This window comes from Falsiroseomonas sp. HC035 (genome assembly GCF_050563525.1).
Taxonomy (GTDB): domain Bacteria; phylum Pseudomonadota; class Alphaproteobacteria; order Acetobacterales; family Acetobacteraceae; genus Falsiroseomonas.
Genome location: NZ_JBNXUN010000001.1, coordinates 228,268 through 255,239 on the forward strand (window position 1 = coordinate 228,268; position 26,972 = coordinate 255,239).

The 26,972-nt window shown below is 69.5% G+C and carries 23 protein-coding genes; 10 read left to right on the forward strand and 13 right to left on the reverse strand.

From position 1 onward, the window contains the following. Positions 1 to 56 precede the first annotated feature (56 nt). Both ACLF3G_RS01185 and ACLF3G_RS01190 read left to right on the forward strand, forming a co-directional pair. Complete coding sequence (locus tag ACLF3G_RS01185) at positions 57 to 2,309, forward strand: DUF3141 domain-containing protein (protein WP_430667482.1); 2,253 nt, start codon at positions 57 to 59, stop codon at positions 2,307 to 2,309. Positions 2,310 to 2,428: 119 nt separating this feature from the next. Further along, positions 2,429 to 2,620: a hypothetical protein gene (locus ACLF3G_RS01190; protein WP_430667483.1), complete on the forward strand. Its 192-nt coding sequence runs from the start codon at positions 2,429 to 2,431 to the stop codon at positions 2,618 to 2,620. Positions 2,621 to 2,699: 79 nt separating this feature from the next. Here the strand turns inward: ACLF3G_RS01190 and ACLF3G_RS01195 are convergent, their stop codons facing one another. After that, positions 2,700 to 3,809: a hypothetical protein gene (locus ACLF3G_RS01195; RefSeq protein ID WP_430667484.1), complete on the reverse strand. Its 1,110-nt coding sequence runs from the start codon at positions 3,807 to 3,809 to the stop codon at positions 2,700 to 2,702. A 299-nt stretch (positions 3,810 to 4,108) separates the two neighbouring features. On the opposite strand from ACLF3G_RS01195, the gene ACLF3G_RS01200 reads away from it, so the two are divergent. After that, positions 4,109 to 5,056, forward strand: coding sequence for a 3-hydroxyacyl-CoA dehydrogenase (locus tag ACLF3G_RS01200; protein WP_430667485.1), 948 nt, complete (start codon positions 4,109 to 4,111; stop codon positions 5,054 to 5,056). Further along, complete coding sequence (locus tag ACLF3G_RS01205; RefSeq protein ID WP_430667486.1) at positions 5,053 to 5,976, forward strand: 3-keto-5-aminohexanoate cleavage protein; 924 nt, start codon at positions 5,053 to 5,055, stop codon at positions 5,974 to 5,976. The genes ACLF3G_RS01200 and ACLF3G_RS01205 overlap by 4 nt, the downstream gene beginning before the upstream one ends. A 3-nt stretch (positions 5,977 to 5,979) precedes the next feature. Here the strand turns inward: ACLF3G_RS01205 and ACLF3G_RS01210 are convergent, their stop codons facing one another. From ACLF3G_RS01210 to ACLF3G_RS01230, 5 genes are all read right to left on the reverse strand, one after another. Then, positions 5,980 to 6,666 carry a hypothetical protein gene (locus ACLF3G_RS01210; protein WP_430667487.1) on the reverse strand — a complete coding sequence of 229 codons (687 nt, stop codon included), beginning with the start codon at positions 6,664 to 6,666 and terminating at the stop codon, positions 5,980 to 5,982. A 74-nt stretch (positions 6,667 to 6,740) separates the two neighbouring features. Continuing rightward, positions 6,741 to 7,724, reverse strand: a complete 984-nt coding sequence (locus tag ACLF3G_RS01215) for an ABC transporter ATP-binding protein (protein WP_430667488.1) — start codon at positions 7,722 to 7,724, stop codon at positions 6,741 to 6,743. Next, on the reverse strand, positions 7,721 to 8,689 hold the full coding sequence (locus tag ACLF3G_RS01220) for an ABC transporter ATP-binding protein (RefSeq protein WP_430667489.1): 969 nt from the start codon (positions 8,687 to 8,689) through the stop codon (positions 7,721 to 7,723). The genes ACLF3G_RS01215 and ACLF3G_RS01220 overlap by 4 nt, the downstream gene beginning before the upstream one ends. Then, positions 8,686 to 9,546 carry an ABC transporter permease gene (locus ACLF3G_RS01225; RefSeq protein WP_430667490.1) on the reverse strand — a complete coding sequence of 287 codons (861 nt, stop codon included), beginning with the start codon at positions 9,544 to 9,546 and terminating at the stop codon, positions 8,686 to 8,688. The genes ACLF3G_RS01220 and ACLF3G_RS01225 overlap by 4 nt, the downstream gene beginning before the upstream one ends. Continuing rightward, the gene (locus ACLF3G_RS01230) at positions 9,543 to 10,517 is read right to left on the reverse strand and encodes an ABC transporter permease (protein WP_430667491.1); all 975 of its coding nucleotides are present in this window, start codon (positions 10,515 to 10,517) and stop codon (positions 9,543 to 9,545) included. Before ACLF3G_RS01230 ends, ACLF3G_RS01225 begins: the two co-directional genes overlap by 4 nt. A gap of 86 nt (positions 10,518 to 10,603) precedes the next feature. Here ACLF3G_RS01230 and ACLF3G_RS01235 point away from each other — a divergent pair, with 86 nt between their 5' ends. Genes ACLF3G_RS01235 through ACLF3G_RS01250 form a run of 4 tightly spaced genes read left to right on the forward strand, consistent with a single transcriptional unit; the run spans position 10,604 to position 15,292 of the window. Then, positions 10,604 to 12,190 (forward strand): ABC transporter substrate-binding protein, encoded by a 1,587-nt coding sequence (locus ACLF3G_RS01235; RefSeq protein WP_430667492.1) that lies wholly within the window; start codon positions 10,604 to 10,606, stop codon positions 12,188 to 12,190. Continuing rightward, complete coding sequence (locus ACLF3G_RS01240) at positions 12,190 to 12,900, forward strand: creatininase family protein (RefSeq protein WP_430667493.1); 711 nt, start codon at positions 12,190 to 12,192, stop codon at positions 12,898 to 12,900. Before ACLF3G_RS01235 ends, ACLF3G_RS01240 begins: the two co-directional genes overlap by 1 nt. After that, positions 12,882 to 13,892, forward strand: a complete 1,011-nt coding sequence (locus tag ACLF3G_RS01245; protein WP_430667494.1) for a ketopantoate reductase family protein — start codon at positions 12,882 to 12,884, stop codon at positions 13,890 to 13,892. Before ACLF3G_RS01240 ends, ACLF3G_RS01245 begins: the two co-directional genes overlap by 19 nt. After that, positions 13,889 to 15,292 carry a M20/M25/M40 family metallo-hydrolase gene (locus ACLF3G_RS01250; protein ID WP_430667495.1) on the forward strand — a complete coding sequence of 468 codons (1,404 nt, stop codon included), beginning with the start codon at positions 13,889 to 13,891 and terminating at the stop codon, positions 15,290 to 15,292. The genes ACLF3G_RS01245 and ACLF3G_RS01250 overlap by 4 nt, the downstream gene beginning before the upstream one ends. Here ACLF3G_RS01250 and ACLF3G_RS01255 read toward each other — a convergent pair. From ACLF3G_RS01255 to ACLF3G_RS01280, 6 genes are all read right to left on the reverse strand, one after another. Continuing rightward, positions 15,280 to 15,771: a gluconokinase gene (locus ACLF3G_RS01255; RefSeq protein ID WP_430667496.1), complete on the reverse strand. Its 492-nt coding sequence runs from the start codon at positions 15,769 to 15,771 to the stop codon at positions 15,280 to 15,282. The two genes, ACLF3G_RS01250 and ACLF3G_RS01255, sit on opposite strands and share 13 nt — an antisense overlap. After that, entirely contained in the window at positions 15,768 to 16,745 is a 978-nt protein-coding gene (gnd, locus tag ACLF3G_RS01260) for a phosphogluconate dehydrogenase (NAD(+)-dependent, decarboxylating) (protein WP_430667497.1), read from the reverse strand. The genes ACLF3G_RS01255 and gnd overlap by 4 nt, the downstream gene beginning before the upstream one ends. A 99-nt stretch (positions 16,746 to 16,844) precedes the next feature. Further along, a complete protein-coding gene (locus tag ACLF3G_RS01265; RefSeq protein WP_430667498.1) occupies positions 16,845 to 17,732 on the reverse strand; it encodes an MBL fold metallo-hydrolase in 888 nt (295 codons plus the stop codon). A gap of 53 nt (positions 17,733 to 17,785) precedes the next feature. After that, entirely contained in the window at positions 17,786 to 20,071 is a 2,286-nt protein-coding gene (gene xdhB, locus ACLF3G_RS01270; protein WP_430667499.1) for a xanthine dehydrogenase molybdopterin binding subunit, read from the reverse strand. After that, positions 20,071 to 21,480: an FAD binding domain-containing protein gene (locus ACLF3G_RS01275; protein ID WP_430667500.1), complete on the reverse strand. Its 1,410-nt coding sequence runs from the start codon at positions 21,478 to 21,480 to the stop codon at positions 20,071 to 20,073. The genes xdhB and ACLF3G_RS01275 overlap by 1 nt, the downstream gene beginning before the upstream one ends. A 36-nt stretch (positions 21,481 to 21,516) precedes the next feature. After that, positions 21,517 to 22,284 (reverse strand): response regulator transcription factor, encoded by a 768-nt coding sequence (locus ACLF3G_RS01280; protein ID WP_430667501.1) that lies wholly within the window; start codon positions 22,282 to 22,284, stop codon positions 21,517 to 21,519. 241 nt (positions 22,285 to 22,525) lie between these two features. Between ACLF3G_RS01280 and ACLF3G_RS01285 the strand changes: the two genes are divergently transcribed. Further along, positions 22,526 to 23,872: a response regulator gene (locus tag ACLF3G_RS01285; RefSeq protein ID WP_430667502.1), complete on the forward strand. Its 1,347-nt coding sequence runs from the start codon at positions 22,526 to 22,528 to the stop codon at positions 23,870 to 23,872. A 106-nt stretch (positions 23,873 to 23,978) separates the two neighbouring features. After that, a complete protein-coding gene (locus ACLF3G_RS01290; RefSeq protein WP_430667503.1) occupies positions 23,979 to 25,196 on the forward strand; it encodes a glycosyl hydrolase family 8 in 1,218 nt (405 codons plus the stop codon). A 20-nt stretch (positions 25,197 to 25,216) separates the two neighbouring features. Here the strand turns inward: ACLF3G_RS01290 and araD are convergent, their stop codons facing one another. After that, positions 25,217 to 26,950: an L-arabinonate dehydratase gene (gene araD / locus ACLF3G_RS01295; protein WP_430667504.1), complete on the reverse strand. Its 1,734-nt coding sequence runs from the start codon at positions 26,948 to 26,950 to the stop codon at positions 25,217 to 25,219. Positions 26,951 to 26,972: the final 22 nt, after the last annotated feature.

The following is a 26,972-nucleotide window of genomic DNA, read 5'->3' on the forward strand; positions in this document are numbered from 1 at the left end:
CAGGACGTGGCGATCCGAGGATGACCGGGATGAATGCTGAAACCCCTGCCCGCGAAATGATGGTCCAGACCCTGACCCGCTTCATGGAGCAGGCCAATGCCATGGGCGAGGTCGCCCGCCGGCAGTTCGCGGCGATGACGCCGCCGATCGGGCCGAAGGTGATGGATGGTGCCGGCCCGACCGGTTCCGCTTTCCTCGGCCGGTCGCCCTTCGCGCTGATGTCGGACGCCATGGCCTATGCGGTGGACGCCTCGCAGCGGTCCGTCCTGTTCTGGGACACCATGCGCCAGGCCGGCAATGCCTTCGTGGAGCACGAAAAGGCCGGCTGCCCGCCGGTGCTGGTCTTCGACTGGGACATGGTGGTGGATGGCCGGCATCTGCCGCGCCGCTGCAACTACGCCCTGGTCCGCATCAAGCCGCCGGCCGGGTTCCGGGAGCCCGACCCGAAGCTGCGGCCCTTCGTCATCATCGACCCGCGCGCCGGCCACGGCGCCGGCATCGGCGGCTTCAAGTCGGACAGCCAGGTCGGCGTGGCACTCCGCCGCGGCCACCCCGTCTACTTCGTCATCTTCTTCCGCGACCCGGAACCCGGCCAGACCATCCTCGACATCACCGAGGCCGAGGCGATCTTCCTGCGCAAGATCCACGAATTGCACCCCGATGCGCAGCGCCCGGTGGTCATCGGCAACTGCCAGGGCGGCTGGGCGGTGATGATGCTGGGCGCCTCGGAGCCGGAACTGACCGGCCCGCTGGTGCTGAACGGCGCGCCGTTGTCCTACTGGGCCGGCGAGAAGGGCCGCAACCCGATGCGCTACACCGGCGGCCTCGCCGGCGGGTCCTGGCCCGCGGCGCTGCTGGCGGACCTCGGCAACGGCACCTTCGACGGCGCGAACCTGGTTTCGAACTTCGAGAACCTGTCGCCGGGCAACGCCAAGTTCCGCAAGTACTACAACCTGTACGAGAAGGTGGACACCGAGGCCGAGCGCTTCCTGGAGTTCGAGCGCTGGTGGGGCGGCTACTTCCTGATGACCCGCGATGAGATCCGCTGGATCGTCGAGAACCTGTTCATCGGCGACAAATTCGCCCGCGGCGAAGTTTCCGCCGGCAAGGGCGCGTCCTTCAACATGCGCTCGGTGAAGTCGCCCATCGTGGTCTTCGCCTCGGCCGGCGACAATATCACGCCGCCCGGCCAGGCGCTGCGCTGGATTGCCGACGTCTATCGCGACGAGCAGGAGATCAAGACGCTTGGCCAGACCATCGTCTATCTCGTGCATGACGACATCGGGCATCTCGGCATCTTCGTCTCCGGCAAGGTGGCCAACAAGGAACATACGGAAATCGCCAACACGCTCGACCTAATCGAGTCCGTGGCGCCCGGCCTCTACGAGATGCGCATTACCGGCACCGCCGGCAGCGGCGTGAATGCGGGCTATCAGGTGGAGTTGGTGGAGAAGACCGTGGCGGATATCCGCCAGGTCTCCGGCGATGCGGAGAACGAGGCCTTCCCGGCCGTCGCCCGCATCTCCGCGATGAACCAGATGCTGTACGACCTGTTCGCGAGCCCGATCATCCGCAAGTTCGTCACCGAGGAAAGCGCGGAGATGCGGCGCCAGATGAACCCGATGCGCGCGCGCCGCTACATGGTCAGCGACGCCAACCCGGCGATGAAGCCGCTGGCGCACATGGCGGAGCTGGTGAAGGCGAACCGCGCGCCGGTCGCGGCCGACAACCCGTTCATGGCAATGGAACGCGCCTGGGCCGACAGCACCGAACGCGCCATCGATGCCTGGCGCGACTGGCGCGACCAGATGCAGGAAACCGCCTTCCACGCCGTCTACGGTTCGCTCTCGGCGCTGAACGTGGCCTCGGACGTTCCGGTGGAAGCGGTGGCGGACCTGCCGGAGACCCCGGACGTGCGCGCCGCGCTGGACCGGGTGGCGGAGGGTGGCTACGCCGAGGCGGTGGTGCGGATGATGATCCTGCTGGCCAAGGCGCGCGGTGGCGTCCGCCGCAGCCGGCTGCAGAAATCCAATGCGCTGCTGACGACGGAGGAGCCTTTCGCCCAGCTCACGGCCTCCGCCCGCCAGGCGCTGATCCGGGAGCAGACCGTGATCGTCGAGATGGCGCCGCAACAGGCCTTCGACACGCTGGCCACCCTGCTGCCCGATGCCGACAGCCGCCGCCGCGCCTTGCACAGCGTCGCCGACGTGGCCGGGCCGGAGGAGGAACTGGGCGAACCGGCGGCAGCCATGCTGGCACGCCTGCGCGCGCTGCTGCTGCCGGCGGAGGCGAGCCAGGCCGCCGAATAAGCCCCGGCCATTCATCAAGATGCAACCGGATCCGGGCCATCCTTCCCGGGTCCGGCGCCCTGCGCTCGGAGTCCCAGGTCGCAAGAATTGCGGCGCCGAGGCAAGAGGGCCAACCCCAGATGATGCCGCAGATCGCCGCCCATCCCGCTCGCGTGTCCGACTTCGTTGCTGCTTCCCTGCTGACGTCCGACCAGGGCGCGGAGGTCCACCTGGTGGCCCGTGACGGTCGCCTGCTGCGCCTGCCGACGGATGAGGCGACGGCGCGCCAGTTGATCGTCAGCCTGTGGCAGGCGCTCGACCGGGCTCGGTGACTCCTTTGCTAAAATGAGCGCCGGACCGTCCTTCTCCAGCGTGCCGGAGGCAATTGGTTGCGGCTCTTTCAGCAGCGGGTCAGGCGAATATGAAATCCGCCTCTGTCAGTCCGCTGCAATTCACCAGCGTGAGCGTGGCTGACGCTCCAAGCCAAATGATGGAAACAACACCATCGTCCGATAGATCAAGCTCAGAAAAACTGTCGATGCCGAGGGCGCGAAGATCGATAAGATCCTTATCCGTCTCGAAATCATAGATAATATCGTTTCCACTGTCGGCGCGAAAGACGAAGATATCCGCTCCTCCGGCATCAATGTTGTCCCTGAGCTCGCCGTCGCCCCACATCCTGTCGGATCCAGTTCCGGAGACGATCGTGTCATTCCCACCGTGGCTTCCTGCGCTCATGATGCGCGCATCGCCGTATAATTCATTTTCCGATCCGTCTCCAGCTATGATGCGGTCGTTCCCGCCTTTCGCCGCCCCTTCCATCTCCACTGCATCACCATAACATGCATTAAGCTGCGCCCCGCTGGCGCCATGTATAATGTCATTTCCGCCCGCTGCCTCACGACGCATGAAATAGGCATCGCCGACGAAGAAATTATGACCGGCCCCTGTGCCACCATGCAGGAAGTCATTTCCGCACACCACAAAATCGGACGCCTCGTCAGCATCACCGTACAGCCGGTTCGAGATGGCGTAATCTCCAGCACGCAGATGATCGTTGCCTGCGCGCGCAAGTATCCCGAGTTCATACGCATCGCCAATGAGCACGTTATTCAGAGCAAGCTCACCCCCGATCAGGCAGTCATTTCCCCCGGATGTGCTGCCGAACATGCGTTCGCCTGCGTCGCCGACAATGAAATTGCTTCCAGACTTTCCGCCGACGAGAATGTCGTTGCCGCCTTTCGCAGCATCGAACATAAACTCCGCATCACCGAAAATCTGATAATTTTGACCTGTTCCACCGAATATACTGTCATTCCCACCCCTTGAGGAGTCTAACATCCTGATCGAGTCGCCGATGAGCCTGTTGAATGCGCCGCTACCCGTAATAAGATCATTGCCGCCGCGCGCCGAATCGACGAGATTAGCAGCATCTCCATACACTTCCTCCCCGGTCAGTGTCTGATTCCGCCCACGGGCCTTTGCGGCGAGCGTGCCATCCGTGTCCCCGAAGACTGTCACCTCACCCTCCTGATAAAGACAATGAGCGCCGAATGTATATCTTCCAATGCCGAGATGTGTATTGCAGTGGTCGCACCTGAAGCTACCGCCGGCATTAAATACTTGAGGATCACAAGAAGCTGAGTAGACAATCATAGCGGAAGCGCCCATCGGGTTTATTGTTGTCCGGGATGCAATGCGCCGTTACCGATCAGGTTTGCAGATCTCCCGACTGCAATTAGCGCCTGGTCCTGATCATCCTGGCACGGGATTGCGCCGCGCCGCCTGAGGCCTATCCTGGCCCCAAACGGGGGATGGCCATGGCAGAAGCGGGCAAAGTCGCCATCGTCGGTGCGGGGTTGATCGGCCGCGCCTGGGCCATGATCTTCGCCCGCGCCGGCTGGGACGTGTCGCTGCACGACCCGGTGCCGGCAGCGCTGGAAGCCGCGCCGCGGCTCTGCGCGCAGGGGCTGGCGGAACTGGCGCGGCACGGTCTGTGCGACAACGCGGAAGCGGCCGCCCGGCGCATCTCCGTCACCGGCAGCCTGACCCAGGCTCTGGATGGCGCTGCCTTCGTGCAGGAAAATGGGCCGGAGGACGCCGCCACCAAGCGCGCCATCTTTGCGGAGCTGGATTTCCTGGCGGCGCCGGACTGCATCCTGGCCTCATCCACCTCCGCCATCCCCTGTTCAAGCTTTACCGAAGGCTTGGCCGGCCGCGCCCGCTGCCTGGTAGCGCACCCGGTGAACCCGCCGCATTTGATCCCGGTGGTGGAGCTTTCCGGCGCGCCCTGGACCGCGCAGGCCACCATCGACCGTGCGCGGGCCATCTTCGCCGGCATCGGCCAGGCACCAATCACCGTGAAGCGGGAGATCGAGGGCTTTATCCTGAACCGCCTGCAGGGCGCGCTGCTCGCCGAGGCGTTCCGGCTGGTGCAGGAAGGCTATGTCTCGCCGCAGGACTTGGACACGACGGTGGCGCAGGGCCTCGGCCTGCGCTGGTCCTTCCTCGGCCCCTTCGCCACCATCGAACTGAACGCGCCCGGCGGCATCCCGGACTACTGCGCCCGCTACGCCCCCTTCTACGCCCGCATCGCCGGCGCCCCGCCCGCGCCCGCCGTGTTCGGCGCGGACGGCGTCGCGCAGATCATGCAGGAATGGGGCGGCACCCCGTCGCGGGAAGACATCGCCACTCGCAGCGCCCTGCGCGATGCCAGGCTGGCCGCGCTCGCCGCCCATAAACGGAAACAGGACAACGAGACGACATGACCCGCAAAGTCATCATCACCTGCGCGGTGACCGGCGCCATCCACACGCCGAGCATGTCCCCGCATCTGCCGATCACGGCCGAGCAGATCGCCGATGCCGCGATCGGCGCGGCGGAGGCCGGTGCCGCCATCGTCCACCTGCACGCCCGCAACCCGACCGATGGCCGCCCGGACCAGTCGCCCGAAGCCTTCGCGCCATTCCTGCGCGTCATCAAGCAGCGCAGCGATTGCGTGGTGAACATCACCACCGGCGGCGCGCCGACCATGACCATCGAGCAGCGCGTGAAGCCGGCGGCGAGCTTCGCGCCGGAGGTCGCCTCGCTGAACATGGGCTCGATGAATTTCGGCCTGTTCGGCATGCTGAACCGATTCAAGGATTTCCAGCATGACTGGGAGAAGCCCTACCTGGAAAACAAGGACATCCTGTTTCGCAACACCTTCGGCGACATCGAGTACATCCTGACCACCTGCGCGCAGAACAACACGCGCTTCGAGTTCGAGTGCTACGACACCTCCCACCTGTACAATCTGAAGTACTTCCTCGACGCCGGGCTGGTGCGCGCACCGCTGTTCGTCCAGACGGTGTTCGGCCTGCAGGGCGGCATCGGCGCGCACCCCGAGGACGTGATGCACATGAAGCGCACCGCGGACCGCCTGTTCGGCGACAACTACCGCTGGTCCGTACTCGGCGCAGGTCGCAACCAGTTGCCGATCGCGGCAATGGCAGCGGCCATGGGCGGCAATATCCGCGTCGGATTGGAGGACAGCCTCTGGGGCGGCCCGGGGCGTCTGGCACAAAGCAACGCGGAACAGGTGCGCTCCGCTCGCCAGATCATCGAGGGGCTCGGCCTCGCCGTCGCCACGCCGGATGAGGCTCGCGAAATCCTGTCGCTGAAGGGCGGCGACCGGGTGAACTTCTGACGGTCAGCCGTGGATGTTGCCGTTGCGGGCGGACCAGCGGTAGCGGATTTCCCCGTAGCGCCGGTCGACGATCCGCAGCGGCAGGTCCGGGCCGTAGATCTCCATGGCGTAGGCCGGACGGTAGTCGCAGACCAGCTTGCCGGTGGCATCCGTGATGTACACCCAGGTCGCCGGACCGACGCGCCAGGTCACCCCGCCATGGTTGGCGATGGTCATGGCGACAATGCCACGGCCGGAGGCGCCGTAGTTGCGGACAGAGCGGATGAAGGGCCGGTAGCGCGCCGGCTCGTTCGCCACCGCCGTGGCGATGATGCCGTCCTCATGATCCTCGACCAGCGCCTTCACCACGCCGGTGACCATGGTGGCACCGGACCCGATGGCGCCGCCGAGCAGCGAGACGGCGCTGCCCAGGCCCCACAGCGCGATATCTCCCGGCTGTGGTGCCTTGCCGCCGATGACCCACACCGCCGGCTGCACCAGCGCCCCCACGCCGCCGCCCACCGCACCGCCTAGTCCGGCGCGTCCAGCCGTGCCGGCACCACGCTCGATCAGGCGGGAGATCGTCTCGGAGGCGATGGTCTGCGAAACCTCCTTGCCGATGTTGGAGCTGTTGTTGATCAGGTCCGTGATGCCGTTGGATTCCGCCGGCGGCGTGAAATCCGCGGTGGCGGTCTGCGTGCTTCCGCTCATGTTGGGCCCCTTGCTGCCGGCACATCCTAGACAGGCAGCGGGCGCAACTCGGTTTCAGGCGGCTTCAGGGCGCTTCACGCGTGGTGGCAGGCCACCATTGCACCATCGTCGCGCGGCGTCAGCAGGGGGCGCTCAGTGCGGCAGATCGCGGTCGCCTTGGGGCAGCGCGGGTGGAAGGCGCAGCCGGAGGGTGGCGACAGCGGCGAGGGCAACTCCCCGGCGATCGGCCGGAAATCCGCGATATCGCCCGCATCCAGCCGCAGCTTCGGCACGCTGTCGAGCAGCCCCTGCGTGTAGGGATGCCGCGGCGCCGCATACACCTTCGCGGTGTCACCCGATTCCACGATGCGGCCGAGATACATGATGGCGACGCGGTCCGCGACATGCCGCACCACGGACAGGTCATGCGAGATGAAGACGCAGGTCAGCCCCAGATCGCGCCGCAGGTCGAGGAACAGGTTCAGGATCTGCGCCTGGATCGACACATCCAGCGAGGCCACCGGCTCGTCGCAGACCAGCATCTCCGGCTGCATCGCCAGCGCCCGCGCGATGGCGACCCGCTGCCGCTGGCCGCCGGAGAACTGGTGCGGGAAGCGTGTGGCGAAGGCCGGGTCCAGCCCGACGCGCCTCAGCCAATCCGCCACCAGCGCCGGCGCCGCCGCATGCGTCACCAGCCCATGCGTCACCGGCCCTTCGGCGATGGTCTCGCCGATGCGCATGCGCGGGTTGAGCGAGGCGAAGGGGTCCTGGAACACTGTCTGGATGCGCGTTGTCGCCTTGTGCCTCCCGACCATCGGCGCCGCGCCCGAGACCAGCACGCGGCCGGAGGTCGGCGGCAGGATGCCCGCCAGCATCCGCCCGAGCGTCGATTTCCCGCAACCGCTTTCGCCAACCAGGCCAAGGGTCTCCCCCGCCGTGACGGAAAGCGACACCTCCGACACCGCCTGCACCGGGCGGGTTTCCACCGCCGCGCCGAACACCGCGGCGATGCGGTCGCCGAGCGACAGGCGCGGATCGAAGCGCTTGGTCACATCTTCCGCCACCAGCACCTGACTCATGCGGCGAGGCCCAGCGGATGATGGCAGCGCACAAGCCTGTCATCCGTCACCACATCCGGCGGGTCCGTCGCGCAGACCGCGTCGGCGCGTGGGCAGCGCGGCGCGAAGGGACAGCCGGGCGGCAGCGACAGCAGCGATGGCGTCGTGCCCGGGATCTGGTTCAGCCTCTCGCCCGGCCGCGCCGTCGCCGGCAGGCTGTCCAGCAGCCCGCGCGTGTAGTGGTGCCGCGGCGCCCGCAGCACCTGCCCCACCGCGCCACTTTCCACGATGCGCCCGGCATACATCACCAGCACACGGTCCGCGAGCGAGGAGACGGTGGCGAGGTCGTGCGAGATCCACACCAGCGCGGTGCCCGTCTCCTTCGCCAGCTTGCGCATCTCCGCCAGGATCTGCGCCTGGATGGAGACATCGAGCGCGGTGGTCGGCTCATCCGCGATGATCAGATCCGGCCCGTGCAGCAACGCGGTTGCGATTGCCACGCGCTGGCGCATGCCGCCGGAGAATTCATGCGGATAGGCGTCCAGCCGCGCCGCCGCGTCCGGGATGCCGACGCGGGTCAGCGTGCGCGCCGCCAGATCCCGCGCCGCCGCCTCGCTCGCGCTGCCATGCGCGCGCACGGCGAGCGCCATCTGCTGGCCGATGGTCAGCACCGGGTTCAACGTCGCCGTCGGATCCTGGAACACCATGGCGATGCGCTTGCCACGCAGCTTCCGCATCTCGCCCTGCGGCATCCCGACCAGCTCCCGCCCATCGAAGCGGATGGAGCCGGAGACGACGCGGCCGGGCGGATCGACCAGCCCGATCAGCGAGAAGCCGGTGACGGATTTGCCGGAACCGCTTTCCCCGACCAGGCCGAGGATCTCGCCGCGCGCCAGATCGAAGGACACGCCCTCCACCGCCTTCAGCACGCCGGCGCGGGTGAAGAAATGCGTGCGCAGGTCGCGCACTTCCAGCAGCCCGCTCATTTCCTGAGCCTCGGGTTGAACTGGTCCCGGATCTGGTCGCCGACGATGTTGATGGCAACGATCAGCAGGATCAGCGCGATGCCCGGATAGACCGAGATCCAGCTTCGCCCGTTCATCATATAGGGAAAGCCGTTGGCGATCAGCATGCCGAGCGAAGGCTCCGTCGGCGGCAACCCAAGCCCGAGGAAGGACAGCGTCGCCTCCAGCGCGATCGCATTCGCCACCTGTACCGTGCCGACCACGATCAGCGGCGGCAGGCAGTTCGGCAGGATGTGGCGCAGCACCACGCGCCAGCTCGGCAGCGGCGTGGCGGAGGCGGCTTCCACGTAGTCCTTCTGCCGTTCCGCCGTGGCGGCCCCGTAGGCGGTGCGGGCGAAGTAGGCGTACTGCGCCGCGACCAGCGCGATGATGAGCTGCGACTTCCCCTGCCCCAGCACCGCCACCAGCACCAGCGCCAGCAGGATCGCGGGGAAGGACAGTTGCAGGTCCACCACCCGCATCACCAGCGCCTCCACCCAGCCGCCGAGATGCGCGGACAGGATGCCGAGCGAGGCGCCCAGCGTCATCGCCACCGCGCCGGCCACAAGGCCCATCTGCAGCGAAATGCGCAGCCCGTACAGGATGGCCGACAGCAGGTCCCGCCCCTGTGCATCCGTGCCGAGCCAATGGACATAGCCGCCAGAGCCCTCGTAGCCCGGCGGCCGGCGTGCATCCATCAGGTCCAGGATCGCAAGGTCGTAGGGATCCTGCGGCGCAAACATTGGCGCCGTCAGCGCCGCCAGCACCACCAGCACCACGACGGCGAGGGCTGCGACGGCGACCCAGTTCTCGCGGTATTCGCGCCAGAACGCCCTCACGCCGCGCGTCCCCGACGCAGCCGCGGGTCCAGCAGCGCGTAGGACAGGTCGACCACCAGGTTGATGGTGACGAACAGGAAGGCGACCAGCACCAGGTAGGCGACCATTACCGGGCGGTCGAGCGAGGTGATGCTGTCGATGATCAGCTTGCCCACGCCCGGCCAGGAAAAGATCGTCTCGGTCACCACCGCGAAGGCGAGAGTCGAGGCGAATTCCAGTCCGAACACCGTCACCAGCGGAATCGAGATCAGCCGCAGCACGTGCCGCCGCAGGATGGTGAACTCGGTCAATCCGGCGGCACGCGCGAACTTCACCGTGTCCGTCAGCATGATCTCCCGCGTTCCGGCTCGGGCCAGCCGGATCATCATGGCCAGCTTGAAAAGCGACAGGTTCAGCGCCGGCAGCACCAGGTAGGTCAGGCCCTCCGCCGTCAGGAAGGACCAGCCGACGCCGAACACCTCCACCACCGGTCCGCGATCGCCCGCCGGCAGCCAGCCGAGGTTCACCGCGAAGGTCAGGATCAACAGCAGCCCCACCCAGAAGGTCGGCACCGAGAATCCGAGCACCGATACCGCCATGATGGCGCGGGAGGATTTCGCCTCCGGCCGGTAGCCGGCATAAATGCCGAGCGGGATGCCGATGAAGGCGCCGATCAGGACCGAAGCCAGGGCGAGCTCAAGCGTCGCCGGCAGCCGCGCCATAACCAGTTCCAGCACCGGGATGTCGAACACGAAGGACCGCCCGAAGTCCCCCGAGAGCAGCCGCCCGACGAAGGCGAAATACTGCTGCCACAGCGGCAGGTCCAAACCATACCGGGCAATGGTATCGGCCCGGATATCCTGCGTCGCATCCGGGGAGATCAGCACGTCGATCGGGTTGCCGATGGCGTAGACGCCGACAAAAACCAGCGCCGACATGGCGAGCATGACGAGGACGGATTGCAGGAGTCGCTGGATGATGAAGCCGAGCATTCCTCCCCACTATCGGGGCATGGACAGCGGACGCAAGCCGTTCCTACCATGATCCGGACAGGACGCTTCAAATCGAGAACCCCGCAATGACCCAGAACATCCGCAACCTCGCCCTGGCCGCGACCACCGGGCTGATGCTTTCGGGCGCGGCAATCGGCCAGACCCTCAACCTCGGCGTCCGCGCGGGGCCGGAGGGCGTGGACCCCCACTTCACCGCGACGGGCACCCATGCGGAAGCCCTGAAGCATGTCTTCGACACGCTGGTGACTTCGGGCGACAACCTGCAACTGCTGCCCGGCATCGCCGAAAGCTGGCGGCCGGTGGATGCCACCACCTGGGAATTCAAGCTGCGCCAGGGCGTCACCTTCCATGACGGCAGCCCTATGACGGCTGAGGACGTGGTTGCCTCGATCCGTCGGATGCAGGTGCTGTCCGGGCCGAACCCCACGCGCATCTACGTCCGCAACGTGAAGGATTTGCGGATCGTCGACCCGCACACGCTGCACGTCATCACGGACGGCCCGGCTCCGACCCTGCCGAACGACTTCATCCGGGTCTTCATCACCAGCGCCCGCGCCACTGCCGGCCTGACGCCGGAGACCAGCAACGAGGCGTTCAATTCCGGCCGCGCCGCCATCGGCACCGGCCCCTACCGCTTCGTCTCCTGGACCCCGCGGGAACAGTTCGTGGTGGACCGCAACGACAGCTACTGGGGTGGGGCACAGCCCTGGGCTCGGCACATCCGCCGCGAGATTCCGAACGATGCCGCCCGCGTCGCGCAGCTTCGCACCGGCCAGGTGGACATGATCGTGCGCGTGCCGGCCGCCGATGTCTCGACGCTGGAGCGTGACCGGGCGCTGCGGGTGGTGAAGGCGGACACCGTCTACGTCTTCAACCTGCAGCTCGACTACCGCGAGACCACGCCGCAGGTAACGGCCAAGGACGGCTCCCGCCTCGCCGCCAACCCCTACCGCGACATCCGGGTGCGGGAGGCGATGGACCTCGCCATCGACCGCCGCGCGCTCGCCGAGATCGCCATGGAGGGCCTCGGCGCGCCGCAGGGCCAGATGGTGACGCCCGGCATCTTCGGCTTCAACCCGGCCATCCCGATCCCGACGCCGAACCTGGCGCGCGCCCGCACCCTGCTGACCGAGGCCGGCTACCCCAACGGCTTCCGCATGGTGCTGAACTTCACCAACAATCGACTGCCTGGCGACAACGGCGTCGGCACCGCGCTGGCCCAGATGTTTGCTCGAATTGGCATTGAGGTCCAGGCGGCGGGACAGCCGGCAGCGGTGATCTTCCCCGCCCGCGCGCGTGGCGAATTGTCGAACATCATGGCCGGCTGGGGCACGCTGACCGGGGAGGCGAACTACTACTATTCGTCCAACGCCCACACCAACAACCCGGCGCTCCGCCTCGGTGCCTTCAACTGGCACGGCTATTCCAACCCGGAGATGGACCGCCTGATCCAGGCCGCCGGCGTGGAACTGGACGAGAAGAAGCGCGAGCAGCTTCTCCAGGAAATCGCCACCCTGTTCACGCGGGAACGCGTCGGCATGCCGCTGACCTCCGTCGGCAGCGCCTGGGCGATGCGGCGGGACCGGGTGAACCTGGTGCGGGCGCGGACGGATGAGGACACGCTGGCCATGGACATCGTGCCGACACGCTGATGAACATCGCCGAGCACAACTGGAAGGACGTCGAGGCGCGGCTGCGCCTCGATGACCGCTGCGTGCTGCCGCTGGGCAGCACGGAACAGCACGCGCAGCTTTCGCTGTGCACGGATGCGATCCTGGCCGAACGGGTGGCGCGCGAAGCCGCCGCGCCGCTCGGCGTGCCGGTGTTCCCGGTGATGCCCTTCGGCCTCGCGCCATACTTTTCCGAGTTTCCCGGCACCCTCTCGCTGCGCGTCGAGACGCTGCTGGCGGTGATGCGCGACCTGGCCGACAGTGTCTTCCGGGTTGGCTTCCGCCGCGTGCTGATCGTCAACGGCCATGGCGGCAACGCTCCCGTCGCGGCGCTGGCGCAGCAGATGATGGCTGAACAGCCTGGCCTCAGCGCAAAATTCCACAACTGGTACAACGCGCCGCGCACCTGGGCTGCCGCGCTCGCCGCCGATCCCTCCGCCAGCCACGGCAACTGGTTCGAGAACTACCCCTGGACCCGCCTCGACCATGCGCCGGCGCCGGAAGGTCGCAAGCCGCAACCCGATATCGCGCTGATGAAGGCGGGCGGCCCTGCGGACTGCAAGGCGATCCTCGGCGATGGCTCCTTCGGCGGACCGTGGCAGTTGCCCGATGCTACCATGCAGGCGCTGTGGGACACCGGGGTCGCAGAGACGCGCGAAGCGCTGGAGGGACCATGGCCGACCCGATCCTGATCTGGGGCGCGGGCGCCATCGGCGGCACGCTCGGCGCGCATTGGGCGCGGGCCGGCCATGACGTGCTGCTGGTCGATACCGTCGCCGAGCATGTCGAGGCCTGCCGCACCACCGGCCTCGCCATCACCGGCCCGGTGACCGAGTTCACCCAGGTGATCCCGGCCGTGACGCCGGCCAAACTCACCGGCACCTATTCCCGAATCGTGCTGGCGGTGAAGGCGCAGGCCACCGCGGCGGCCATCCCGATGCTGGCGCCGCATCTGAAGCCGGACGGCTTCGTCTTCTCCGCCCAGAACGGACTGAACGAGATCGCCCTGTCGCGCGCTTTCGGCGCGGAGCGCGTGATGGGCTGTTTCGTCAATTTTGGCGCCGACTGGCACGGCCCCGGCCAGATCCTGTTCGGCAATCGCAGCGCGCTGGTGATCGGCGAACTGGACGGCGTGACGCGCCCGCGGACGGAGGCGATGTTCGCGCTCGCTCGTGAATTCGAGCCGGACGCGATCCTGACGCCCGACATCTGGTCCTACCTCTGGGGCAAGATGAGCTACGGCGCCATGCTGTTCGCCACCGCCCTGAACCACGACAGCATGACCGAAAATTTCGCTGACCCGGCCCGTATGCCAGTGTGGCTCACGCTGGGGCGGGAGGTGGCGGCGACGGCGCTGGCGCATGGAGTCACCCCGCGCGGCTTCGGCGGGTTCGACCCGATGGCGTTCGCGCCAGGCCAGCCCGATGCGACCGGCGAGAAGATCGTCCACTGGCTGCGCGATTTCACCGCCGTCGGCGCCAAGACCCATTCCGGCATCTGGCGCGACCTGGCCGTCCGCAAGCGCAAGACCGAGGCGGACGCGCAGATCGGCCTGATCCCGCCGCTCGCCGCGGAGAAGGGCGTGCAGGTGCCGATGTCGGAGAAGCTCCGCGCCCTGATTGCGGAGATCGAGACCGGCAAGCGCGAGCAGTCCCCCGAAACCTTCGCAGCGCTGCTGGCATGACCGACCCTGTCCTGGACCATCTGCTGGCCGGGCGGTCCGGCTTCATCGCGCGGTTGGGCGAGCTGGTCGCCTGCCCTTCCGTCTCCACCGACCCAGCCTATGCCGCCGGCATGGCGGCGGCGCGGGACTGGTGGCGGGCGCGGCTGACGGCGCTTGGCTTCCAGGACGCGCGGGAGGTTTCGGCCGGCGGCCACCCCGCCGTCACCGCCCGGTGGCACGGCGCCGGGCCACAGGCGCCGACGCTGCTGGTCTACGGCCATTATGACGTGCAGCCGCCGGACCCGGTGGCGGCTTGGACCTCCCCCGCCTTCACCCTGGCCTCCCGCCACGGCCGCCTGTTCGCGCGCGGCGTGTCGGACGACAAGGGGCCGTCGCTGCTCGCCATCGAGACGCTCGGCGCGTTCCTCGCCGTCGAGGGCCGCCTTCCCTGCAACGTCACGCTGCTGCTGGAGGGCGAGGAGGAGGTTGGCTCCGCGACGCTCGCGAAGATCCTGGTCCAGCATCGGGAGGATTTCGCCGCCGACGCCGCACTGTCCGCCGATGGCGCCCGCTGGCGCGCCGACCTGCCCACCATCACCATCGGGACGCGTGGCAACACCGGGCTGGAGCTGTCGCTGCGCAGCGCGGTGAAGGATCTGCATTCCGGCCGCTATGGCGGCGTGGTGGCGAATGCCGCGCAGGCCATGGCCCGCCTGCTCGCCACGCTGCACGATTCGGACGGGAACATCGCCGTCGCCGGCTTCCGCGACGGCATGGCGGACCCGACCGAAGCCGAGCGCGCCGCGCTGGCCGCCATTCCCTACGATGTGGCCGCACACGACGCCTCCACCGGTGCGGCACCCAGTGGGCTGGATTCAGGACGGTTTCTGGAACGCCTTTGGCATCAGCCGACGCTGGAGGTGAACGGCATGTGGGGCGGCTACACCGGCCCCGGCGGCAAGACCGTCATTCCCGCCGAGGCGCATGCCAAGCTGTCGATGCGCCTGGTGCCTGGGCAGCACCCGGCGCGGGTGCTGGCCGCGGTCACCGCCCATCTTCACGCCCACTGCCCACCGCGCACAACGCTCGAGATCCGCACGCATCGCGAGGGCAGCCAGGCCACCGCCGTACCGCCCGCGCACCCGCTGCTGCTGGCCGCCGAGGCCGCGCTGGCCGAGACCACCGGCACCGTGCCGCTGCGCGTCCGCATGGGCGCGACGCTGCCGCTGACCGATATCGTCCAGCGCGTGCTGGGGCTTGAGACGGTGATGTTTTCCTTCGCCACGGCGGACGAGGATTTTCACGCGCCCGACGAGAACTGGCGCGAAAGCGCGATCCCGGAGGGCTTCGCCGCCTGGGTGGCGCTGCTGCGCCGCGTCGGCGGGCTGAGCCCGGAGGATTTCGCGCCCTACCGGAGTTGATCGAGCGCCGCCTCGGCCAGCGCCCGCGGCGTCGCCGCCACGTCCAGCACGATGGCGCCTTCCTCCGCATCTGGCGCTTCCAGCGTGGCGAACTGACTGGCGACCAGGCTCGCCGGCATGAAATGCCCCGCCCGCGCGGCCTGCCGCGCCGCGACCAAGTCCTGGTCGCCGCGCAGGAACACCAGCCGCAGGTCCGGCGCCACGGCGCGCAGCCTGTCGCGGTAGGCACGCTTCAGGGCGGAACAGGTCACCACGCAGCCGCGGCCGCGATGTGCCGCCAGATGCGCGCCAATGGCGTCCAGCCAGGGCGCCCGATCGCTGTCGTCCAACGGCTCGCCGCGCGACATCTTCGCCACGTTGGCCGGCGGGTGGAAATCGTCCGCGTCGTCGAAACCCACCCCCAGCCCCGCCGCGATCAGCGGCCCGACGGTCGATTTCCCGGCCCCCGAGACACCCATCACCAGGACCAGCGCCGTCATTTCGGCTCCAGGTGCCCGCCGAAGGCGTTGCGCATGGCGGATAGCGACCTGTCCGCGAAGGGCGATTCCTGCCTCGACCGGAACCGCGAATACAGCGCCGCGGACAGCACTGGCGCCGGCACCGCGCTCTCGACCGCCGCCTGCACCGCCCAGCGCCCCTCGCCGCTGTCGCCGACCCGGCCGGAGTAGCCGGAAAGCTCGCCATCCGCCGCAAGCGCCTGCGCCGTCAGGTCGAGCAGCCAGGAGGCGACGACGGAGCCGCGGCGCCAGGCCTCGGTGATGTCCGGCACGTCGAGACTGAGGCGCAATTCCTCCGGCACCACGTCGCTGTCGGCCTGGCGGAGCAACTCCAGCCCCTCCGCCATCGCCTGCATCATCCCGTATTCGACAGCGTTGTGGACCATCTTGGTGAAATGACCTGCGCCATTCGCACCGCAATGGATGTAGCCCTGCGGCGGGCGCGGATCGGCGGCTGGGTCGCGGCCCGGCGTCGGCGGTGCCGCACCCTCCCCGGGTGCCAGCGCCTTGAAGACGGGGTCGAGCCGCTCGACCTGCTCGGCCGGCCCGCCGATCATCAGGCAGTAGCCCCGCGCCAGGCCCCAGACGCCGCCGGAGGTGCCGATATCCAGCATGTCCACACCAACGTCGCGCAGCATTGCGGCGCGGCGGATGGCGTCCTTCCACATCCCGTTGCCGCCATCGATGGCGACATCGCCGGGCGCCAGCAGATTCGCCAGCTGGCAGATGGCTTCCTCCGTCGCCGCGCCGGCGGGCAGCATGACCCAGACAGTGCGCGGTTCCGGCAGGCGTTCCACGAGATCCGCGAGGTCGGAGGCCGCCTCCGCGCCCTCCGCGGCCAGCGCCGCGACGGCAGCCGGGTCGCGGTCCCAGACGGTGCAGGTGATGCCGGCGCGCGCCAGGCGCCGCACCAGGTTGCCGCCCATGCGCCCAAGCCCGACCATGCCGATCTGCATTGCCTGTCCTCCCCCGAATCAGCACTCAGGATGAGCGGGGGATGCGGTCAGGACAAGCCGCCCGCAGAGCCCTCTCCCCCTGCCGGGGGAGCGGGTTCTTCAGTCCAGGCCCGCGGCGGCCTCGGCCGTCTTCGGCTTCACCGGGATCTTCAGGTAGCGCACCCCGTTCGCCTCAGCCTGCGGGAAGCGCCCGGCGCGAATGTTGACCTGAATGGAAGGCAGCAGCAGCGCCGGCGCCGCCAGCTTCGCATCGCGGGCGGTGCGGAAGGCAACGAATTCCTCCTCCGTCCGGCCGTCCTTCACATGCGGATTGTGGGCGCGCTGTTCGGCCACGGTGGATTGCCAGGCGAAGTGGTCCCGGCCCGGCGCCTTGTAGTCGTGGCACATCCACAGCCGTGTCTCCGGCGGCAACGCCAGCAGGCGATGGATGGACCGGTACAGCGTCCGCGCATCGCCGCCGGGAAAATCGGCGCGCGCCGTGCCGTAGTCGTGCATGAACAGCGTGTCGCCGACGAAAACATCGTCCCCGATCCGGTACGCCGCGCAGGCCGGCGTGTGCCCCGGCACGTGCAGCACCTCGACCTCCAGCCCGCCGATCCGGAAGGTCTCGCCATCTTCGAACAGGTGGTCGAAGTCGCCGCCGCCGGGCGCCATGTCCTCCAGCCCGAAGACCGGCCGGAAGATGGTCTGCACCTGCTTCACGCCCGAGCCGATGCCGATGCGCGCGCCGCTGTGCTGGCGGATCCAGGGCGCGGCGGTCAGATGGTCGGCGTGGACATGGGTCTCCAGCACCCAGTCCAGCGTCAGCCCTTCCGCCTTCGCGGCGTCGAGCAGCTGCTGGGCGGAGGTCGTATCCGCCTCCCCGCTACGGTTGTCCCAATCCAGCACCGGGTCCACCACCGCGCCGTGCTTCGTGACGGGGTCCCAGACCAGGTAGGAGACGGTGTTGGTCGGCTCGTCGAAGAAGGCGCGAATGGCGGCTGACATGGCTTGCTCCCAGACGCTTCCGGCGGAGCATAGCGCTCTCCGCCGCGCCCGTGTCAGCCCCGGCGATGCAGCGCCATCAACACGCGTTCAGGCGTCGCCGGCAGGTCCAGTGCCTCGACGCCAATCGCATCCTTCAGCGCATTCGCCACGCTGATCGCCAGCAACAGCGGCGGCTCCCCCACCGCCTTGGACCGGAAGATGGTGTCGGACCGTGCCGGGGCGCCTTCCAGCAGCCGCACGTTGAACACCGGTGGCACGTCGCGGGAACCGGGGATCTTGTAGGTGGAGGGCCCCACCGTGCGCAGCCGCCCCCCCGCGTCCCACCAAAGCTCCTCGCAGGTCAGCCAGCCCATGCCCTGCACGAAGGCACCCTCGATCTGCCCGCGATCCACCGCCGGGTTCAGGCTGCGGCCGCAATCCTGCACGATGTCGGTGCGGATGCACCGGTGCTCCCCGGTCAGCGTGTCCACCACCACCTCGGAGACGGCGGCGCCGTAGGAGAAGTAGAAGAACGGGTTGCCGCGCATCGCCTCCCGGTCCCAGTGGATGTCCGGCGTGCGGTAGAAGCCGGTCGAGGACAGCGAGACCCGTTCCAGGAAGCACAGCCGCGCGAGTTCGGAAAATTCCAGGAAGCGGTTGCCGCCGACATCCCCGGCCCAGACGCGATCCTCCGCGAACACCACGGCCTCCGCCGCGATGCCGAAGCGCGCTGCTGCAACCTGCGCCATGCGGTCGCGGATGGTGGTGGCGGCGTTGTGCGCGGCCCAGCCATTCAGGTCGCTGCCGGTGCTGGCCGCGGTCGGTGCGGTGTTCGGCACCTCCGCCGTGCTGGTCGCGGTGATGGCGATGCGGTCCATGCCGGTGCCGAACACATCCGCCACCACCTGCGCCACCTTGATGAACAGCCCCTGCCCCATCTCCGTGCCGCCATGGTTCAACCGGATCGAACCGTCGGAATACACATGCACCAGCGCGCCGGCCTGGTTCAGGTGCATGATGCCAAAGGAGATGCCGAAGGCCAGCACCATGGACCCCACGCCGCGCCGCAGCGTCGGATGGGTGGCATTGAACGCGGCAATCTCGCCGCGCCGCCGGTCCCATTCCGAACTTTCCCGAGCTTCCGCCCAGACCCGCGCGATCAGGTCGCCCTCCAGTTTCTGGCCATAGGGTGTCGCGTCGCCATTCCCCGGCGCGCCGCAGAAATTGCGCGCCCGCACCACCTCCGGCGGCAGGCCACAGGCGGCGGCGACGCGGTGCACCACATCCTCCATCAGCAGCGCGCCCTGCGGCCCGCCGAAGCCGCGGAAGGCGGTGTGGGAGACGGTGTTGGTGCGCGCGGCGCAGCCCGTGATCGCCACCGCCGGCACGTCGCAGCAGTTCAGTGCGTGGGTGATGGCGCGGAACACCACGCCGCCGGACATGTCGAGCGACCAGCCGCCATCCGCGGCCAGCAGCGCCTGCAGCCCCAGGATGCGCCCCTGCGCGTCGAAGCCCGCGGTCCAGCGATACAGGAACGGGTGCCGCTTGCCCGTCGCCACCATGTCCGCCCGCCGCGACAGCCGTAGCTTCACGGGTCGCCCGGTGGCCCGCGCCGCAAGCGCCGCCGCGGCGGCGACCCAACTCGCATTGCTCTCCTTGCCGCCGAAGCCGCCGCCCATCCGCCGGCAGGTGACAGTGACGCGGTGGCAGGCGCCGCCGAGCACGCGCGCGACGATATGCTGCGCCTCCGACGGGTGCTGGGTGGAGGACACCACGGCGATCTCGCCATCCTCCCCCGGCGTCGCGACGGCGATGTGGCCTTCCAGGTAGAAATGCTCCTGCCCGCCAGCGCGGAACTCCGCCTCCATCCGGCGCGGCGCCGCGGCGATGGCCGCTTCCGCATCGCCCTGGCTCATGGTCTGCGGCGCGACGACGTACTGCCCGCGCGCCAGCGCCGCCTCGATCGACAGCACCGGCTCCAGCGGCGCGATCTCGGCCCGCACGGCGGAGGCGGCCAGCAGCGCGGCGTCGCGGCTGGTCGCGACCACCATCGCCAAGGGCTGGCCGGCGAACTGCACCAGCGGATCGGCGAACAAAGGCTCGCCGCGCCCGGCGGCGGCGATGTCGTTCTCGCCGGGAATGTCCCGCGGCCCGAGAATGGCGACGACGCCCGGCATGGCGCGCGCGACACCGACATCCAGCGACGTGACCGTGCCATGCGCGACTGCGGACAGCACCAGCGCGGCGTGCAGCGTGCCCGCGGCCTCCGCCGTGTCGTCGGCGAAGCGCGCCTCGCCGGTGGTGTGCTTCAGCGCGCTGTCGTGGCGCAGCGCTGCGCCGGATTTTCCCCCATCGGCCATCACGCCAGCTCCGTCAGGCTGGCGGGCAGGCCCGGATGCCGGGTGCGGACCAGCAGCCGGCGCAGCAGCCCCTGGGCGACGAGCAGGCGGTACTCTGCGGTGCCGCGCCAATCCGACAGCGGCTGGATCTCGCCGGCCAGTTCCTCCGCCGCATCCGCGATGCTGCCGGCATCCAGCCGATGGCCGAGCAGCGCCGCCTCCGCCCGCCGCGCCCGCAGCGCCATGGGCCCGACGCCACCGAAAGCCAGCCGCGCCTCCGCCACCCGGTCACCTTCCATGCGGATGAGGAAGGCGGCGCCGACGGTGGCGATATCCTGGTCGTGCCGCTTGCTCACCTTCTCGCAGACGAAGATGTCCGCCGGCCCTGGTCGCGGCAGGGTGACGGAGACCACCACCTCATCCGCCGCCAGGTCCGCCTGGCGGTAGCCGAGCAGGTAATCCTGCACCGCCAGCTTTCGCCGCCCCCGCACCGAGGCCAGCTCCAACTCCGCCCCGAGCGCCAACAGCGGCGGCAGCGCATCGCCTATGGGCGACGCCGTGCCGAGGTTGCCGCCCAGCGTGCCCAGCCCGCGAATCTGCCGCGAGCCCAGCCGCGCCAGCAGCGAAGCCAGAGGCGCGAACCCCACCTCCTGCCGCGCCAGCGCCAGCAGCCTCGCATAGGACACCGCCGCACCGACCTCGATCGCCTCCGCCGTTGCGCGCAGCGTGTGCAGGTCGGGGACGTTCAGCAGGCAGATGACCGCACCCGGCCCTTCGCGGTGGTCCGACACGCGCAGGCCGAGATCGGTGCCGCCGGCCAGCAGCCAGGCCTCGGGATGCGATGCGCGCAGCGCCAGCAGGTCGTCCAGCGTTGCCGGCAGGTGGAACACCTGGCCCGGTGCCTCGAACCGCGCCGCGCCAGGCGCGGGCAGGTCCGGCGGCGGCCCGGCGTCGTCGGCGAGCCCTGCAAAGACCTCCAGGATCGGGCGGTAGCCGGTGCAGCGGCACAGGTTGCCGGCGAGCGCCTCATGCACCTCCCCGCCCTCCCGCGCATGCGCCCAGGCGGTCATGACAATGCCGGGCGTGCAGAAGCCGCACTGCGTGCCGTCGCTTTCGGCCATGGCGCGCTGGATCGGGTGCGGCGCGCCATCCGGCTGGCGCAGCCCCTCCACCGTGCGAATCGCGCGGCCATGGACCTGGCCGAGCAGCGTCAGGCAGGCATTGACCGGCGTGCGGGTGCCATCCGCCTCCTCCAGCACCACGGTGCAGGCGCCGCAATCCCCCTCGGCACAGCCTTCCTTGGTGCCGGTGAGGCCCGGCCCGCCGGCCGCGCCACGCAGCCAGTCCAGCAGGGTGGTGGTGGGAGAGATCGCGGGCGGCAGCATCTGGGGCTGGCCGTTGAGGAAGAAGCCGATATCGGTCGCCGTCATGCGCCCAGGATAAGCAAATCCCGGGCCCCGCGCCTATCAGCCAGTCGGGAAGCCAATGAAGACGTAACCGACCTGGCGGATGGTGATGATGCAGCGCTCGCCAAGTTCCGGCGCCAGCTTCTGGCGCAGGTGCAGCACCGCGTTGTCCACCGCGCGGTCGCCCGGCCGCCAGTTGCGCCGGAACACCTGCTGCGTCAGCGCCTCCCGCGTCTGGACCTCGCCGGGCATGGCGGCCAACGCGGCCATCAGGTCGAACTCGGCCCCGGTCAGTTCCAGCAGGCTGCCATCCGGCCGCACCAGGCGGCGTTCCACTGGCATCAGCCGCCAGCGGTCCCGCCGCGGCGCCGGTGGTGGGCCTGCGGGTCGGCGTATCCGCGCGCGCAGCCGCGCCACCAGCTCCCGCCCCGAGACCGGCTTCACCAGGAAGTCGTCGGCCCCGAGTTCCAGCCCCAGCACCCGGTCCGTCTCCTCCCGGTTCCCGGTGACGACCAGGATCGGCGCGCTGGTCAGCGCGCGCAGCTCCGGCAGATGCGGCAGCGTGTCCACCGGGCCCAGGCGCTGGTCCAGGATGATGGCGTCGAGCTGCTGCGTCTCGATGATGGTCAGGGCGGCGGTGTAGGAATTGGCAACGACCGTGCGCAGGCCGTAGCGCGCCAGGTAGGCCGCCATCTCGTCCGTCAGCTCGCGCTCGTCATCGGCCAGCAGCACGAGCGGGCCCTGCGGACGCGCCAGGCCCACCGTCTCCTCGGCCCGCACCGCAACTTCCATGGCACCCGGGCGGGCGGCCACCGTCCGCATCGTCATGCCATGTCTCCCACGCCGACTTCTGTCTCCCAAGCTGGAGACGCGCGACGACAAAGACATCTAGCGGAGGACGTAGGATGACGTCGAGCGCAGTTTGTCGTCGTTCCGAGTGATTTCCCTAACAATCGGGACAACACGACGACGCGTTAACCTTTCATTCATTGGGCCGCTTCCACGGGGCGGCCCGGACCTCCGGCCCCGCCTCGTTTCCCGAATGAGACCAGCGAGACGGAGCCGCACCATGAACATCCAGGCAGGCCACGGCAGCGTTATGCGTTCGCTCCTCAAGGGGACTCCCGCATTGGGGGCGCCCGCGCTCGCCCTGCGACCTGCGCGGCAGATCGTCCAGGCCGCCGCAACGGACCTGTCGGTGCTGCTGGTTGACGACGAGGGTGAGGTGCTGGCGGAACTGGTGGCCAACCTCAGCCGCCGCGGCCTGAACGTGCTGCCCAGCGAATCGGCGGAGGCCGCGCTGGCGGTGCTGCGCCGGCGCCCGGACATCGCGACCCTGGTCAGCGACATCCGTATGCCCGGCATGGACGGGCTCGCCCTGGCGGAAGCGGCGCTCCGCGGCCGGGCCGAGGCGCAGGCGCTGGAGGTGGTGCTGATCACCGGATATGCCTCCGCCGCGCAAGGCATGGCGGCGGCGCGGATCGGCGCCTTCGGGATGCTGCACAAGCCGATGCGCGGCGCCGAGTTGGCGCGGATGGTGCAGGACGCACTCGCTCGCGCCGCGCTGCGCCGTGGCATCCTGGGGAATGCCATCCCCGCCGCCTGGACCCGTCGCCCGACCGCCGCGGCGGCCCTGGCGCCGATCCCGACTCCGCCGCCGCGCTTCGCCCGCGCCCCGTCCCGCCGCGCCGAGCGTGGGCCCGCCGCTGCTCCGGACACCGTCACCCCGGCCGATCCCGCCGGTGCGGCGGAGGCCCTGCTGCACGCGCTGGCGCAGCGGGTTGATGCCGAGGGTAATGGCGTGGAGGCGGTGGCGCAGGACCTGCGCGGCCCGCTCGGGGACCTGATGCGTGCCGTCCCGCGCAAGGATGCCTGCGGCGTCCCGGCCCCTGCCGTGGGCCTGCTCGCCCTGCTCGACGAGTTGATGGACCTGGCCGAGCTTGAGGACGGCCTGGCGCAGCCGCAGCACACGCCGATCTCGGCGCATGGATTGCTCGGCCTGGTCTCGTCCGGTCTCGGTGGCCTCGGGCTGCGTTGCGGCCGGCGCCTGATCCTGCAGCCGGATGCCGATCCGGCCTTCAATCTCGACGGACCTCGGCTGGTGCGAGCCATGGTCCTGCTCGCGGCGCTGACGCTCGGCCAACAGCCCGTCCCGGCGCAGGCTTCCGGTGCCCAACCTGCGCTGCCCGCCGGCGCGGCGGAGCTTTCGGTGGATGCCGGCGTCGGGCAGGCGCGGCTCGACCTCGTGATCCGCCCGAGCGCCCCGACCCTGCGCCGCCCGGAGGTGGCGGAAACCGAGCAGCGCCTCCGAATCGCGATTGCCCGCCGGCTGGTCGCGCTACAGGGCGGCCGGATGGACGTCTGGACACTTCCGGACCGCGGCCTGCGCGCCCGCCTGCTGCTCCGCAGCGCCTGAGCCACCGGCCATACCCACCGGCCACACCCACCGCCGATACCCACCGCTCGTGCCCGACCGGCCGCCCGCCCGCCTGCCCCAGGCGGCCTTGATGGAGACTGCCTCGATGCTCGCCGAATCCCTGCTCCGGTCCGAACCGCGGTCGCGCACCAACCCGTATGGCGCGCCGGTGGAGCCCACCATGCCGCTGGCCTCCGCCACGCGTCGCCGCCTTGTCGGCGGGATGAGCGCGATGCTGGCCCTGCTGCCGGCCGGCAGCGCCGCCCGCAACCCGCAGCAGGCCGCGCCCGCGATGCCGATGCGCGCGGTGCAGGATTCCGGCTCCGAATGGCGCGCCTTCCAGGCCCGCTTCGTCACCGGGGAGGGCCGCGTCGTCGATACCGGCAATGCCGGCATCTCGCACAGCGAGGGTCAGGGCTACGGCCTGCTGTTCGCCGAATCCTTCGGGGATCGCCAGGCCTTCGAGCGCATCCACCGCTGGACCCGCACCCGGCTGCGCCGCACCGATGGCCTGCACGCCTGGCGCTTCGTGCCCACCGCCGCGAACCCGGTGGCGGACCGCAACAATGCCACGGATGGCGACCTCTACATTGCCTGGGCCCTGCTGCGCGCTGCCGATCGCTGGCAGGTGCCGGCCTACCGGCGGGAGGCACAGGCGATGGCACAGGCGATCCTGCGCAAGCTGGTGGTGGAGGTGGATGGTCGCACCGTGCTGCTGCCAGGTGCCTTCGGCTTCGAACATTCCGACCGGGTGGTGACCAACCCCTCCTACTACGCCTTCCCCGCGCTGCGCGCCCTGGCCACAGCCCTGCCCGACCGGGCCTGGGGCCGCCTGATCGATGACGGCGTCGGGATGCTGCGCGGCATGCGCTACGGCCGCTGGGGCCTGCCGGCCGACTGGGTGGAGATCGGCCGTGGCCGCCAGGCCGGCATCGTGCAGCCCGCCGCCGGCTGGCCGGCGCGCTTTTCCTTCGACGCGGTGCGGGTGCCGCTGCACCTGGCCTGGGCGGGGATGACCTCGGAGCCGGCCCTGCGCGCCGCCACCCGGTTCTGGAACGACCCGAACCTGGCCGCGCGCCCGGCCTGGACGGATCTGCGCAACGGCCAGCTTTCCCCCTACACCGCGCCCGCCGGCATCGAGGCGGTGGCGGAGGTGATCACCGCGGCCGGGTCGAACGGCCGTGTCGCGCACCCGCTGCCCGGCATCGCCCGCAGCCCGGACTACTACTCCGCCGCCCTGTCCCTGCTGTCCCGCATCGCGCAGCAGGAGAACCCGCGCAACGCGATGGCCGGCGTCGCCGATCCGCACGCGGCGCCGGCGTGAGGCTCATCGCGTGACGCGGATCAGTAGATGTCCGGCTCCGGCGTCGGTGCTCCCGCCTCCAGGAAGCGCAGGTCGCAGCCCTCATCTGCCTGGCTGACCTGATCCAGGTGCAGCGCGGTCCAGCCGCGGGCATAGCGGGTCGCCGGCTTCACCCAGGCATCGCGCCGCCGTTCCATCTCCGCCGGCTCCACCAGCAGGTCCAGCGTCCGGTTCGGGACGTCGAGCCGGATCAGGTCGCCATCCCGCACCAGCGCCAGCGGCCCGCCGACATGGCTCTCGGGCGCCACATGCAGCACGCAGGTGCCATAGCTGGTGCCGGACATCCGGGCATCGGACAGCCGCACCATGTCCCGCACCCCCTGCTTCAGCAGCTTCTGCGGGATCGGCATCATCCCCCATTCGGGCATGCCGGGGCCGCCCTGCGGGCCGGAGGAGCGCAGCACCAGCACGCTGTCGGCCGTCACCTCCAGATCCGGGTCGTCCAGGCGCTTCTTGAGGTCCGCATAGGTGTCGAACACCACCGCCGGGCCGGTATGCACCAGCAGCTTCGGGTCGGCCGCACTGGTCTTGATGACGGCGCCGCGCGGCGCCAGCGAGCCCTTCAGCACCGCGAGCCCGCCTTCGGCCTGCAACGGGCGGTTCAGCGGGCGGATGATCTCCTCGTTGAACACATCCGCATCGGCGATGTCCTCGCCCAGCGTCGCGCCGGACACCGTCCTCGCCGACAGGTCCAGATGCGGCGACAGCCGGTTGAGGAAGGCGCGGGAACCGCCGGCGAAGAAGAAATCGGCCATCAGGTAGGTGTCGCCATTCGGCCGCAGGTTGGCGATCAGCGGCACCCGGCGGCTGATCGCGTCGAACCGCTCCAGGTCCAACTCCAGCCCGGCGCGGCGCGCCATGGCGATGATGTGGACGATGGCGTTGGTGGACCCGCCGAAGGCCATGGTCGCCGCCACGGCGTTGTCGATGCTGCCCTGGGTGAGCAGCGCGGCCGGGCTCTGGTCGGTCCAGACCATCTCGACGATCCGCTTGCCCGATTCGGTCGCCATCCGGGGATGCGCGCTGTCCGCGGCGGGGATGGAACTGGCACCGGGCAGCGTGAGCCCCATCGCCTCCACCGCCAGCATCATGGTGGCCGCCGTGCCGGCGGTCATGCAGGTGCCGAAGGACCGGGCCATGCCGCCCTCCATGTCCTTCCACTGCGCCTGGCTGATCGTGCCGGCGCGCAGTTCCGCGTGGTACTTCCAGGCGTCCGAGCCCGACCCCAGCGATTTTCCGCGCCAGTTGCCGCTGTTCATCGGCCCGGCGGGCACGAAGATGAAGGGCAGCCCGGCGGACAGCGCGCCCATCACCAGGCCGGGCGGCGTCTTGTCGCAGCCACCCAGCAGCACCAGCCCGTCGCAGGGCTGGCTGCGGGCCAACTCCTCCGTCTCCATCGCCAGCAGGTTGCGGTACAGCATGCTGGACGGCTTCATGTACTGCTCGGTCACCGGATGCGCCGGCAGTTCCACCGGGAAGCCACCGGCCTGCCAGACGCCGCGCTTCACTTCCTCCGCCCGGGTGCGGAAGTGGAAGTGGCAGGGGCTGAGTTCCGACCAGGTGTTGATGATGCCGATCACCGGCTTGCCGCGGAAATCGCTTTCGGAAAAGCCCATCTGCAACATGCGGGACCGGTGCCCGAAGGCGCGCAGATCCTCGGCGCCGAACCAGCGATGGCTGCGCAGGTCTTCCGGCTTCCGGCGAGTGTCGGCCATGGCCGCGTTCCTTTCCAATAAG